15 protein-coding genes and 1 tRNA gene are annotated in these 12,526 nt (G+C 41.2%); 14 read left to right on the plus strand and 2 right to left on the minus strand.

Going from position 1 to position 12,526, the window contains the following annotated elements:
• Position 1 precedes the first annotated feature (1 nt).
• Positions 2-493 carry a DUF4446 family protein gene (locus IEW05_RS16385; protein WP_188540937.1) on the plus strand — a complete coding sequence of 164 codons (492 nt, stop codon included), beginning with the start codon at positions 2-4 and terminating at the stop codon, positions 491-493.
• Here the strand turns inward: IEW05_RS16385 and yyaC are convergent.
• A complete protein-coding gene (gene yyaC / locus IEW05_RS16390; RefSeq protein ID WP_188540938.1) occupies positions 474-1,061 on the minus strand; it encodes a spore protease YyaC in 588 nt (195 codons plus the stop codon). The two genes, IEW05_RS16385 and yyaC, sit on opposite strands and share 20 nt — an antisense overlap.
• 193 nt (positions 1,062-1,254) lie before the next feature.
• On the opposite strand from yyaC, the gene IEW05_RS16395 reads away from it, so the two are divergent.
• The 4 genes from IEW05_RS16395 (at position 1,255) to IEW05_RS16410 (ending at position 2,806) form a co-directional block, all read left to right on the plus strand.
• The gene (locus IEW05_RS16395) at positions 1,255-1,506 is read left to right on the plus strand and encodes a putative Se/S carrier protein (protein WP_188540939.1); all 252 of its coding nucleotides are present in this window, start codon (positions 1,255-1,257) and stop codon (positions 1,504-1,506) included.
• 42 nt (positions 1,507-1,548) lie between these two features.
• On the plus strand, positions 1,549-2,385 hold the full coding sequence (locus IEW05_RS16400) for a mechanosensitive ion channel family protein (protein WP_188540940.1): 837 nt from the start codon (positions 1,549-1,551) through the stop codon (positions 2,383-2,385).
• Positions 2,386-2,413: 28 nt separating this feature from the next.
• Positions 2,414-2,641, plus strand: a complete 228-nt coding sequence (locus IEW05_RS16405; protein WP_188540941.1) for a DUF951 domain-containing protein — start codon at positions 2,414-2,416, stop codon at positions 2,639-2,641.
• 74 nt (positions 2,642-2,715) lie between these two features.
• Positions 2,716-2,806 (plus strand) — tRNA-Ser (locus IEW05_RS16410).
• Positions 2,807-3,184: 378 nt separating this feature from the next.
• On the opposite strand, the gene IEW05_RS16415 is transcribed toward IEW05_RS16410, so the two are convergent.
• Entirely contained in the window at positions 3,185-3,382 is a 198-nt protein-coding gene (locus tag IEW05_RS16415; RefSeq protein ID WP_188540942.1) for a YjzC family protein, read from the minus strand.
• A 270-nt stretch (positions 3,383-3,652) separates the two neighbouring features.
• Between IEW05_RS16415 and rpsF the strand changes: the two genes are divergently transcribed.
• The 9 genes from rpsF (at position 3,653) to IEW05_RS16460 (ending at position 12,372) form a co-directional block, all read left to right on the plus strand.
• Positions 3,653-3,937 (plus strand): 30S ribosomal protein S6, encoded by a 285-nt coding sequence (rpsF, locus tag IEW05_RS16420; RefSeq protein ID WP_188540943.1) that lies wholly within the window; start codon positions 3,653-3,655, stop codon positions 3,935-3,937.
• Between the two features lie 41 nt (positions 3,938-3,978).
• Positions 3,979-4,476: a single-stranded DNA-binding protein gene (ssb, locus tag IEW05_RS16425; protein ID WP_188540944.1), complete on the plus strand. Its 498-nt coding sequence runs from the start codon at positions 3,979-3,981 to the stop codon at positions 4,474-4,476.
• A gap of 21 nt (positions 4,477-4,497) precedes the next feature.
• A complete protein-coding gene (gene rpsR / locus IEW05_RS16430) occupies positions 4,498-4,767 on the plus strand; it encodes a 30S ribosomal protein S18 (RefSeq protein WP_188540945.1) in 270 nt (89 codons plus the stop codon).
• A 393-nt stretch (positions 4,768-5,160) separates the two neighbouring features.
• A complete protein-coding gene (locus tag IEW05_RS16435) occupies positions 5,161-6,915 on the plus strand; it encodes an ABC transporter substrate-binding protein (protein ID WP_188540946.1) in 1,755 nt (584 codons plus the stop codon).
• 66 nt (positions 6,916-6,981) lie between these two features.
• Complete coding sequence (locus IEW05_RS16440) at positions 6,982-7,944, plus strand: ABC transporter permease (protein ID WP_188540947.1); 963 nt, start codon at positions 6,982-6,984, stop codon at positions 7,942-7,944.
• Positions 7,945-7,971: 27 nt separating this feature from the next.
• Positions 7,972-8,883, plus strand: coding sequence for an oligopeptide ABC transporter permease (gene opp4C / locus IEW05_RS16445; protein ID WP_188541458.1), 912 nt, complete (start codon positions 7,972-7,974; stop codon positions 8,881-8,883).
• Positions 8,884-8,984: 101 nt separating this feature from the next.
• A complete protein-coding gene (locus IEW05_RS16450; RefSeq protein ID WP_188540948.1) occupies positions 8,985-9,974 on the plus strand; it encodes an ABC transporter ATP-binding protein in 990 nt (329 codons plus the stop codon).
• Positions 9,971-10,945 carry an ABC transporter ATP-binding protein gene (locus IEW05_RS16455; protein WP_308420431.1) on the plus strand — a complete coding sequence of 325 codons (975 nt, stop codon included), beginning with the start codon at positions 9,971-9,973 and terminating at the stop codon, positions 10,943-10,945. The genes IEW05_RS16450 and IEW05_RS16455 overlap by 4 nt, the downstream gene beginning before the upstream one ends.
• A 371-nt stretch (positions 10,946-11,316) precedes the next feature.
• Positions 11,317-12,372: an LCP family protein gene (locus IEW05_RS16460; RefSeq protein ID WP_188541460.1), complete on the plus strand. Its 1,056-nt coding sequence runs from the start codon at positions 11,317-11,319 to the stop codon at positions 12,370-12,372.
• Positions 12,373-12,526: the final 154 nt, after the last annotated feature.

Here is a 12,526-nt window from a genome sequence, read left to right on the forward strand (position 1 = left end):
CATGACGGAATGGAATAATTTAATTTCTGATCAGTTGGTGTGGATTGTAGGTGGGCTGGTAGTAATAATGTTGTGGTTATTCATTTGGAATATCGCTCAGGGTGCAAAACTGCGTAAGATACGTAAAAAATACGAAGCGATGATGAATGGCTCGGGGATAGACAATTTAGAGGACCTTCTCATCGATTTGAAGGTTCAGCAAGGTAAGATAGAGGATGCACAAGAAGAACAACAGCGGCAGCTAGTTAGTGTGCAAAGTCTACTACCGAAGCAAATCGGAAAAATTGGAATTAAACGTTATAATGCGTTTTCTGAACGCGGTAGTGACCTTAGCTTCTCCGTAGCTTTCATAAACGATGAGAAAGACGGGGTAGTCATTACTGGTCTATATAATCGAGATGGTTCATATGTCTATGCCAAAGGACTTGTTAAAGGCGAGTCACCACATGCACTATCAACTGAAGAAAAAGAAGCTATTGCTCTCGCCGAATAAAAGGGATGAATTCCCGATTCCATTCCTTGATCGCGGTATAGAGACTACTCGAAATAATTTCAGATAAGCGCATCACTAGACTTAGTCGTGTATTTTGCAATACGAAATATTCCATGAAGCCGCCGACATTGACGATGCCTGTAAGATGGATATCGCCGACCGGCGGTAATTGTTTATTTACGCCAGCTCCAGGGCGCAATGGTCCCTGTACGACCTGAATTGAACCCACACTACTCGTCTGTCCCAGACAAGCATCAATACCGATGATGAACGGGTTGCGAAATTTCTGGTTAATTAGTTCTAGTGTGTCATTTAAATTCATGGCATGAACTGGTTCTTCTAATGTACCGAACAGATGGAAGTGGGGACTTGCAAATTTGGATAGAGAAGTCCCGACAAGAGGGCCAAGACAATCACCTGTAGAGCGGTCTGTCCCAATGCATACAACAACGATCTCCTGACCGGGAGATAGCTTGGCGAAATGAAGCAGTAATCGATGAATGATTGCTGAGTGAATTCCAGGTTCCGTATGGGGGACTTTTAAGCAGGAAATCTCTTGTCCTAGCATAGAATCTATCCTTCCTTTATACCGAAAATGTTATCTTCGTTCCTAGAATGGGTAACGATCTTTGAATGAAACTTAATCAAATCTCATCATGCCAATATAGGAATTTATGAATATTTAGTAGATAGTATATGGAAGAAAAATCAATAATATACTCCGACTAAAGTCGCGATTGCAGGAGGAGAGAAAGGTATTCATGGAGATGTGGCTTGTCATGGCGTTTGATTCCACTCAGCAGGCATTACGCGCCGAAATGTTGCTGGAATATGCTGAGATAGAGATTGATTTATTCCCTACACCTAAGGAGATTACAGCTGGATGTGCGCTATCTATCCAATTTCCTAGTGACTCCTTAACTGCGGTCAAAGAAATAATTAAGCAAGAAGGCGTGGAGATTCGTGGGATTTACTCCAAGAGTGCAGTGGGATATGATAATATCAGGCTTTAGGAGGCGAACAAGATCGGACAGAATAGTAATAATAGCGACACGATGGAAATTGTGCAGGCTGCAGGTAAATGGACGGATAAAATATGGGAATGGTTTACAAATATGGATATGTGGCAGAGTGTTTTATTTGCCGGACTGCGCGTTTTACTCATATTTATATTGACGAGAATTTTTATAAAGATCATATATAAAGTAATCGATCGTTCTTTGGAACGCCGAGAGAAAAGTCGCTTACAAATGAATCCTCGTAGATTCATCACGGTGGGAGAGCTGTTGAAAAATGTAACCTCGATGACTTGCAATCTTATCATGGTAATGTTAGTGATGGGGGAATTTGGGTTCAAGTTAGCTCCTTTATTGGCAGGAGCAGGGGTGTTAGGATTAGCGATAGGTTTTGGTGCTCAAAGTTTAGTAAAGGATGTTATTACTGGATTTTTCGTCATATTAGAGGATCAATTTGCGGTTGGAGATGTTATCCAGACGGGGACGCTGAAAGGAACAGTAGAAATGATTGGTTTACGTTCAACGAGGTTGGTCAGCTGGACTGGTGAAGTACACATTATCCCGAATGGTCTTATTACAAATGTGACCAATTATTCTCTAGGTAACGCTTTAGCGGTGGTTGATTTACCTTTTAGTAATAGCATGAAGCTGGATCAGAGCATCTCCATGTTACGGAAAGCTATGCTTAATCTCAAAGAGAACAGTGATGCTGTAGAGCAAGTTCCAAATGTTTTGGGGATTCAATCGTTGACGGCAAGTGAGTTTGTGCTACGGATTGCAGTGGAGTGTCCTCCAGGTTCAAAAGCGGATGTAGAACGAATAATTCAGACCTATGCGAAGGAAGCATTGGAACAAGCTGAGATGTTAAAGGGTTAAAAAGTCAAAAGGTTGGAGGGGAGTAGCCATGGAACGGAAACAGTTTCAATTAGGTGATATCGTACAAATGAAGAAGAATCATCCTTGCGGTAGTTCTGAGATGGAGATCATTCGGATGGGGATGGACATAAGGATCAAATGCGTAGGATGTAAACACAGTGTGCTTGTTCCCCGGGCCAAATTTGAGAAGAATATGCGCAAAGTGCTGCGGTCTACAGCATCTAAGGTAGAGGGTAATACCGACGTAATCGAGTAAGGGAATAGAGGGAGCCATTAGGGGCTCCCTCTATTGCAAATCACCACTATTCGTGATACAATCATTCTTGCTGCGGAGAGGTACCCAAGAGGCCCAAGGGGGCTGACTCGAAATCAGTTAGGCGTGTCACAGCGTGCGTGGGTTCGAATCCCACCCTCTCCGCCATGTATTTCTTAATCGGATACATATGGGCCATGATCAATTAAACAGTAACCCTTCTTACATTAGTAAGAGGGGTTTTATTTGTTTATTTAATGTAATAAAACCAGAAAAGAAGGGCCCATAAGGACCCTTCTTTAAGGTGACGGCGTACAAAATGGAATTCTTGTCACACAACTGAGAAACGATTAGATGCATGCGTTTTAAGCAATATAGATTAAGAAAGAGGGGTCTTTACTTAATCCATAATCTTAGCTTCCACTACTGTAGTGAATAAGACTCCGAACGGTTAGGTTGTTTCGCATAAGTGTCCAACGGAACCACACCTCTCTTGAGTACGCCGCCATGAAAGTATTATGTGCGGTACTTCGATTAATTATTCAATTAATGTACGCGAGCTTTTTCGGCTTTTTTCCACTTGCGATTGTGATTGGATGTCTCGGGGAACGTATCGCCACGTTCCATTTCAATCCGCTTTGGATTTTGGATCTGGGTATGAAAGCTTCTTGCTTCGCCAACCTCGGTGTAAACTCCTGGATTTGGCGCCTTGTCGCCTGGTTCAAATTCAGTCTTCTCGCCCATGGTATGCCTCCTTTCTGAGATTAAAGGGATACGCCTATATTGTGTGCAGCATGCGTATTAATCATGTGTCAGCAGACTTACAAGCTCAGACGATTTTGCTAGGTTATGTGATCTTAGAACGATGTATCCTTTGGTCTTCATGAAAGTACCATCTGAAGAAAGCTTGCGCTTGATACCTGAATTTGATATATTTATATGGTTCGAGTTTAAGCTCGTTCCTTGCTCCCAGAGTAACAGTTGGGGGCCATAGTCCAAGAGGAGGTGAAATATATGCGCAAATATGAAGTGATGTACATTCTTCGTCCTGAACTTGAGCAAGAAGCGCTACAAGCAGCAGTCGAGAAATTCCAAGGCATCATCCAAAACGGCGGTGAAATTACCAAACATGACGTGATGGGCAAACGCCGGCTTGCGTATGAGATTAACAAGATCCGTGATGGAGTTTTCGTTCTCGTTAACTTCACAGCAACACCAGACGTGATTGCTGAGCTTGAGCGGGTTATGAAGATATCCGACGAGGTTATCCGTTATCTCATTACGAAAGACGTAGCCTAAGTTTCAGGTTTGTAAACACTTGCCCGAAGGAGGGGATTATATTGTTGAACCGTGTCATTCTGATCGGACGTCTTACTAGAGACCCGGAATTGCGTTATACACCAGCTGGCGTAGCGGTCACCCAATTCACAATTGCTGTGGATCGACCTTTTACATCACAAGGTGGAGAACGTGAAGCGGATTTTATTCCGGTCGTAACTTGGAGACAGTTGGCGGAGACATGCGCAAACTATTTGCGTAAAGGCCGTTTGACTGCTGTAGAGGGACGTATTCAAGTACGGAATTATGAGAATAACGAAGGAAAACGTGTATACGTGACCGAAGTGATTGCTGATAATGTCCGCTTCTTAGAATCGAACCGCGAAGGTGGAGCAGGTGGCAATGGGCCGCGGGAGGAAGCTTCATTTGGTGGCGGTGGTGCTAGCAATAGCAACAGCAGCAACTACAATCGTAGCGATAATTCCTCACGTAACAATAAGGATCCTTTCTCCGATGACGGGAAACCGATCGATATTTCGGATGACGATTTGCCATTTTAAAAACGGAAAGGACTGAATAGCATGAGCTTCAAACCAAGAGAAGGCGGAGACGACAAAAGACCGGCTCGCCGCGGTGGACGTAACAAACGTCGTAAAGTGTGTTTCTTCACTGTAAACAAAATTACTCACATTGACTATAAAGACACAGAACTGTTGAAGAAATTCATCAGTGAACGTGGTAAAATTTTGCCACGTCGTGTAACTGGTACTAGCGCGAAGTATCAACGCCTTTTGACGATCGCGATCAAACGCTCCCGTCAAATCGCTTTGCTTCCATACACTACCGAGTAAATAATACAACAAGTAAGCAGCCGAATTCTTCGGCTGCTTTTTTGTATAATAAAATTATTTATAAATAGTGCAAACTTATATTAATATAATATAAATTAAAATGCTTGGAATATTATGAGATTTGGGTTATATTATTAAATAAAATTAATTTTACTGTGTTAATATACCTTACATATATTTTTATACATCTCAGAGCCCCTCAATTGACCCTTGGTCATTATTCCCCTTAATTACATCAAGTAGAAATAAGTAACAAATATTAGGTAGTAAGTGGTAAGCAAATCTTAGTTTCAAAGATTAAACTCAGTTAACCTACATGGTTACTGATACTTAGAGGATATATTATTTTTATAATATATATACAAACAAATTATTAAAAGGAGGAGAATTTGCATGACAAAGAAATGGAATTTAATGCTAGTGCTTGTACTTGCACTAACCATGGCGCTTACAGCATGTGGCGGCGGTAACAACAAAGAGGCAAACGCGCCTGCAGCAACAAACAACAGCACAAACACGGGGGAAAACACAAACACACCTACTGAACCAGTAGGAGAAGAAGCTAGTGGGTTAATCAAAGCAACTGATCCATCGCTTAGCCCAGCATTAGCAAACAATCGTAAAGACACAATGATTATTGGTATGACAGATCCTAAAGGGGTATTCAGCCCATTATTTATGGAAACAGCATATGACTATTACGTAAACTATGTCTTATTTAATACACTTGTAGCGTATAAAGCTGACGGAACATACGAAAACAGCCTTGCAGAAAAGATTGATGTATCTGAAGATGGTTTGAAATATACGTACCACTTGAAACCAGGTGTTACATTTAGTGATGGCACTCCACTTACAGCTAAAGACTACTTGTTCACAATGAAATTGTATCATGATGCTAGCTATGATGGTGAGTCTGATGTACTTGCAGCTCATATCGTTGGTGGTAAAGAGTATCATGAGGGTACAGCAAGTGATATCTCAGGTATCAAAGTTATTGATGACAATACAGTTGAAGTAACTGTATCTGAATATTCAGCTCTGACACCAGTAGACTTGGGTTATGTATATATCATGTCCGAAGCTTACTATGGTAAAGGCTACAAGCAAGGAGATCTTCAATCAGTTAAAGCGTTAAACACGAAACCAATGGGTAGCGGTCCATACAAATTGGTAAGCTACAAGGCAGGACAAGAAATCGTTTTTGAAGCTAATGAGAACTATTTCAATGGAGCTCCAAAAATTAAGAACCTGATCTATAAAACTACAACCGATTCAACTAACCTAGCCATGCTAGAGTCGGGTGAAACGGATATGAACGAAATTAACGTTACGGAAGATAATGTAGAAGCATTGAAAGCTTTGGGCTTCTTAGATATTAACCTGTTGCCTAACAATGGTTATGGCTACATCGGATTTAACCATAAGCTTCCAAAATTCCAAGATCAAAAAGTACGCCAAGCACTTACTTATGGTTTGAATCGTAAAGATATCGTAGAAGGTATCTATGGACCTTATGCTGATGTAATCAATATTCCAGAATCAAAAGTATCATGGGCATTTACCGATGAAAATATTAATCCGTATGACTTCGATATTGAAAAAGCAAAATCATTGTTGGATGAAGCTGGTTGGGTGGTTGGATCAGACGGAATCCGCGAGAAGGATGGAGAAAAGTTCAAAATTAACTTCTCCGCTACTGCTGATAACCCGGTTGTAGAAGCATTGTTACCAGTTATGACTACGAACTACAAAGAATTGGGTATTGAAGTTATTGCAGAAACACTTGACTTTAATGCGATCATGGACAAGAAAACAAAAGGCGATTTTGATATGTACTTCGCTGCTTGGGGCTTGACACCAGATCCAGACAATACAGTGTATATCACTGGTGGTGCACAAAACGATCAAGGATATTCAAATGCTAAAGTCGATGAGTTGATGGCTAAAGCTAAGAAAGAAATGGATACAGAAAAACGTAAAGAGTACTACAAAGAGATGTATCAAGAGATGAATACGGATGTTCCTAACATCTTCTTGTATCAAAGAAACAACATGAATGCTATTAACGCTAGAGCGCAAGGATTCGACATCTCGCCGTATAAGGATTTCCCTTTCAGCTTGTACCAAGTTGAATTGCAACAATAAAGTACAATCGATATGCTCAGCTCATAAGAGCTGGGCATATCCACTTATAGCCAGGGGGAATAAGGAATGAAGCAGTATATCATTCGACGGCTGTTGCAGATGATTCCTACGCTAATCGGCATTTCTATCATAATTTTTGCCATACAAGCGATGGTACCAGGGGATTATATTACAGCACGGGCGAATCCGAATATGACCATTGAAAAGCAAGAACAGCTTAGAGCCATATACGGACTGGACAAGCCAGACTATCAACGTTATTTCATATGGGCAGGAAACATGATTCAGGGTAACTTCGGGGATTCTTTACAGCACAAACAACCTGTCACATCCGTTATTAACAATTTCGTGTGGAATTCATTTATTATCGGTGTTTTCTCTTTGATCCTAAGTTGGTCAATTGCGATAATTACCGGTATATTTTCGGCCAAATTTCAATATTCTTTGTTTGATAAAATAATTACACTATTAGTATTTGTATGTATGTCATTACCTTCCTTTTTTATTGGACTATTACTAATCAAGTTACTTGCATTGGATTTAAAATTGTTCCCGGTTGGTGGAATGACAACAGCGGGGTTAAATGCTAGTGGATGGGCCTATATAAAAGATGTAATTAATCATGCATTCTTACCTACTATGGTACTGACCATGTTGTCTACCGGTAGCTTAACGCGTTACTTCCGTACCAGTATGCTTGAAGTTATCAGGCAGGATTATATTCGGACTGCCCGGGCAAAGGGTCTTAAAGAACGAACAGTCATTTTTAAACATGCATTTCGGAATGCGATGATTCCTGCAATCACTCTACTTGGGTTTGAACTGCCTGCTCTATTCGGTGGAGCTATGATTATGGAGCAAATATTTGTTTGGCCTGGTATTGGTCATGTGTACCTTAGTTCGATTAACATGAGAGATTATCCCTTTATGTTAGGGTTTACTATCTTTCTAGCTATGCTGACCTTAGTGGGTAATTTGCTCGCCGACGTGCTCTATGGAATTGCAGACCCCAGAATTCGTTTAAAGTAGGAGGAGATTGCGTTGTCTGCTGATGTTATGCCAATAACAAAGAATACAAATTCCCCGGCCAAAGCTCCAGATTCACTATGGAAGACGGCATGGCGCCGTTTTACCCGGAATCGGCTCGCGGTAATCGGATTTATATTGATCGTATTTATGTTTTTATTTTGTTTTATAGGTCCTTATTTCTCACCATATAATCTTTATGATTATAATTCGAAGCTTAAGAACTTACCACCTAGTTCAACTTATTGGTTGGGTACAGATAAGCTTGGACGTGACATGTTACTTCGCATCATGCTCGCTGGTCGGATTTCCCTAATGGTTGGGCTTGTTGCAACGGCAATAGCCGTTGTGATTGGCGCTACATTGGGTGCATTGGCCGGATTTTATGGAAAATGGGTAGATACGATTATTATGCGTATTGCCGATGTCTTTATGGCTCTTCCATCGCTACCGATCTTGATTATTCTAGGAGCTGTCCTATCGGATCTGAAGGTTAATCCGAAGTTTAGAATATATTACCTGATGGTAATTATTGGTGTGTTATTTTGGACAACTCTCGCACGGCTTGTACGGGGACAAATTCTGACGCTGCGTGAGCAAGAGTTTATGCAAGCAACCGAAGCGCTGGGTTTAAAGGACAAACGAAAGATTTTCCGTCATTTACTCCCAAATACGATTCCTGTCATTATCGTTACTGCAACGCTTAGTGTAGCTAGTGCGATTCTACAAGAGTCAGCACTAAGCTTCCTAGGATTAGGTGTTGTACCACCAACCCCATCTTGGGGGAACATGATCTCGGCGGCAAACAATTTGATTGATTTCCGTAAGAGACCATGGTTATGGATTCCACCAGGTACATGTATTCTAATCACAACCGTGGCGATTAATCTAATTGGTGATGGACTGCGTGACGCACTGGATCCAAAAATGAAGAAATTGTAATACAAGTATACAGGTGATGAATGCAAGCAGCGGGAGCTGCTGCCTTGAACAACGTCGGTTGCCCTAAGCGCAGCCGATATCTTCAAGATGGGAGATGCAATATGGCAAAAGATTTAGTAGAGTTCCGTAATTTGGAGACTCATTTTAAGACAAGTTCAGGTATCGTAAAAGCCGTGGATAATGTAAGCTTTACGATCCGTGAAGGTGAAACCTTGTGTGTTGTAGGTGAGTCAGGTTGCGGTAAGAGTGTGACGGCGATGTCACTTATGCGATTGATAGAGTCACCACCTGGGGAAATTGTTGGCGGTGAGATTTTCTTCGAGGGCAAAGATCTGCTCAAGTTAAATAAAAGAGACATGTCTCGCGTTCGCGGGAATCAGATATCGATGATTTTCCAAGAACCAATGTCTTCACTTAATCCAGTATTAAGCATAGGCGAGCAGATTTGCGAGCCTTTGATCCTGCATATGCTGCTTGATCGTAAGGCGGCTAAGAAGCGTGCTATTGAGCTAATCAATATGGTTGGTATTCCACGTGCAGAGAAAATATTTGATTCCTATCCGCATGAGTTGAGTGGTGGGATGCGTCAACGGATTATGATTGCGATTGCCCTTAGCTGTGATCCAAAGCTGTTGATTGCTGATGAACCAACAACAGCACTTGATGTTACTATTCAGGCACAAATACTGGACTTGATGCGTGATATTAAGAAGAAATTAAATACATCGATCATGTTGATTACTCATGATTTGGGTGTCGTAGCCGAAATGGCAGATTATGTGGTAGTTATGTATGCCGGTAAAGTCATCGAGGAAGCTCCGGTGTTGGAATTGTTCCAAAACCCACAACACCCGTATACCAAAGGGTTACTCAAGGCGAAGCCGATTATTAATCAGAAGCAAGAACGGCTTTATTCAATACCAGGTCAAGTTCCCAACCCAATTGATCTTGAGGATAATTGTCATTTCCATGATCGTTGTGAATTTTGCATGGATATTTGTAGAGAGAAGCAACCACCGTTTAAGACGCATGGGAACGACACCCATAAATCAGCCTGCTGGTTATATGAGAAAGAGGGGGAAGTACTTTGAGTGAAGTCTTAATGCAAGTAGACAATCTAAAGAAATACTTTCCGATTACTGGTGGAGTTTTTCAGCGTACGGTTGGTCATGTTAAAGCGGTTGATGATGTCTCTTTCAGTATTAAAAAGGGTGAATCCTTTGGTCTAGTAGGTGAATCCGGTTGTGGGAAAAGTACGATCGGTCGTACCATCCTACGGCTACATGAGAAGACTTCTGGAAATGTCCTATTTCAAGGTAGAGATCTATATAAGCTACCAAAAGAAGAGCTACGTCGACTACGTCCGAAGTTGCAAATCGTATTTCAGGATCCTTTCAGCTCACTGAATCCTCGGATTAAAGTGGGCCGGGCGATTGGTGAAGCTTTGTTTGATCATGGGATCACCAATCCAAAGGAAGTCCGCGAACGCGTACTAGAGACGATGAATATTTGTGGTCTTGCAAGCTATCAATATGACCGGTTTCCACATGAGTTCTCTGGTGGACAACGGCAACGGATCGGGATTGCTCGCGCACTTATTATGAATCCAGAGTTTATCGTAGCAGATGAGCCAGTATCCGCACTTGATGTATCAATTCAAGCTCAGATCATTAACCTGCTTAGTGATTTGCAACGCGATAAGCAACTAACGTATTTGTTCATATCTCATGATTTGAGTGTAGTGGAACATCTTTGTGACCGTGTTGGTGTTATGTACCTTGGTTCTATGGTAGAGATGACGAGCAAAGAAGAGTTGTTCCGTAATCCGCTACATCCGTATACTAAGGCTCTAATGTCGGCCATTCCTGTACCTGATCCAACATTGAAGCGTGATCGTATTGTTCTACAGGGTGATATACCAAGTCCGGCAAACCCACCATCAGGATGTAAGTTTCATACACGTTGTCCTATGGCATCGGATATTTGTAAACAGCAAATACCAGAATACCGTAATGTAGGTACTGCAGATAATGAACACCTAGTTTCTTGTCATTTTGTATAAAAAGGAAAGTTCAGAGAAACCGCTAGGGAATCATTTCCTAGCGGTTTTCTATTTTACCGTCTTTCTTCCGAATGATAGTTAGTGCCAAGGATTTTGACCCCTATCGACTGAAAATAATGGATAGTTTGAGTGATTCTCACTCCTATTTTTCACATAGTTCTCATAGTTTTGACCCTGATAGTAGAGCAATATTTGTATCGAAATTACCCCATGTGGTATAGTACGAAACGGAAGGGTTATTTTGATTACTTCTATTTTTTATTACTATTTTGTAGTTTCTATATGGAGACTAGCGATTACAATTAATAGAAGAAGCGTTGAGTTATAACAACAGGATCGACATCATTTAATCAATAAAATGGAGGCAGACGATATTGGAAAGAAGATCACGAGTTAAAAATAAACCCAGTGATAAACAAAATAAAGATAAAAAGCGCAGGAATAAAGGGAAAATTGCTCTGATTTCGTTGGTAGTCTTGATCCTAGTCGGGGTAGGAGGATATGTATTCCGTAAACCATTAGCGGTTATGGCTTTTGATATGTTCCTTTCCGGTCAAGTAGAAAAGAAATTAGATAAGTCTTATGCTCCTTTAGAAGGTGAGGTTGCTAAACCAGTAGCCGTTGTTAAGGAAGAGCAGTTGAACCCGTTTAGTATACTTCTACTAGGAATAGATCAGCGAGATAATGAACCAGCTCGTTCAGATACGATGATTTATTCGATTGTACGCCCTAAGGATTCCAAGGTACTACTTATTTCTATCCCACGGGACACGTATACTGAGATTGTTGGGAAGGATAAACAGGATAAGATTAATCATGCTTACGCCTTTGGCGGTGAGAAGATGGCTAAGGATACCGTGAGGAACTTTATTGGATATGATCTGGATTATTATGCAGCAATTAATTTCGAAGGTCTGCGTGAAGTCGTGGATGCGCTAGGTGGTATTGAGCTTCCTATTACTAAAGATATCGTGAATAAAGAGAAAGATCATGAGAAGTTCACGATCAAAGCGGGTAAACCATTATATGATGGTCAAGAGGCTCTGAACTATGTTCGATATCGTGAGGATAGCGGTGTTAACCGGACGATACGACATCAGATATTTCTAAACGCAATGGTTGATCGGATGTTGAAGCTGGATCAAGTCATGAAAATACCAGACTTGATGGATATGCTCGGGGAAAATTTTAAGACAGATATGACTCCAAGCTCTATTATTGCTCTAGCGAAGCAAATATTGCTTGGCGATCGTCCAGAAATTAGTGGGTTCACGATTGTTGGCGAAGGTAAGCGAATGAATGGTGTTTACTATGATATTGCAAATGAAGAAGATGTAGCGTTTGCCAAAGAGATGATCGAGAACTGGTCTAACCCGGATACGAAGCCGGAAGAATTGTTGAAACCTGAATCACGGCCGCAAGAGTAAGAATGAGTGACACGAAGTAATCATAATTTAACTTATAGAGATTTTTATAAAGAGCGATTTAGCTCAGCAAGTCCTTCGGCAGTCCGGTTTCCGGCTGCCGATTTGTCGCGAATGATGGAACAGTTTCTGTTTTGAAACGTTATAAATAGGGGAG

It is taken from the genome of Paenibacillus segetis (assembly GCF_014639155.1).
In the GTDB taxonomy this organism is placed as follows: domain Bacteria; phylum Bacillota; class Bacilli; order Paenibacillales; family Paenibacillaceae; genus Fontibacillus; species Fontibacillus segetis.

Coding starts and splice junctions, on each gene's coding strand:
- IEW05_RS16400 (WP_188540940.1), top strand. CDS start 1,549: ATGGAAATTGTGCAGGCTGCAGGTAAATGGACGGATAAAATATGGGAA.
- rpsR (WP_188540945.1), top strand. CDS start 4,498: ATGAGCTTCAAACCAAGAGAAGGCGGAGACGACAAAAGACCGGCTCGC.
- IEW05_RS16395 (WP_188540939.1), top strand. CDS start 1,255: ATGGAGATGTGGCTTGTCATGGCGTTTGATTCCACTCAGCAGGCATTA.
- IEW05_RS16450 (WP_188540948.1), top strand. CDS start 8,985: ATGGCAAAAGATTTAGTAGAGTTCCGTAATTTGGAGACTCATTTTAAG.
- IEW05_RS16385 (WP_188540937.1), top strand. CDS start 2: ATGACGGAATGGAATAATTTAATTTCTGATCAGTTGGTGTGGATTGTA.
- IEW05_RS16435 (WP_188540946.1), top strand. CDS start 5,161: ATGACAAAGAAATGGAATTTAATGCTAGTGCTTGTACTTGCACTAACC.
- IEW05_RS16415 (WP_188540942.1), bottom strand. CDS start 3,382: ATGGGCGAGAAGACTGAATTTGAACCAGGCGACAAGGCGCCAAATCCA.
- IEW05_RS16405 (WP_188540941.1), top strand. CDS start 2,414: ATGGAACGGAAACAGTTTCAATTAGGTGATATCGTACAAATGAAGAAG.
- opp4C (WP_188541458.1), top strand. CDS start 7,972: ATGCCAATAACAAAGAATACAAATTCCCCGGCCAAAGCTCCAGATTCA.
- rpsF (WP_188540943.1), top strand. CDS start 3,653: ATGCGCAAATATGAAGTGATGTACATTCTTCGTCCTGAACTTGAGCAA.
- yyaC (WP_188540938.1), bottom strand. CDS start 1,061: ATGCTAGGACAAGAGATTTCCTGCTTAAAAGTCCCCCATACGGAACCT.
- IEW05_RS16440 (WP_188540947.1), top strand. CDS start 6,982: ATGAAGCAGTATATCATTCGACGGCTGTTGCAGATGATTCCTACGCTA.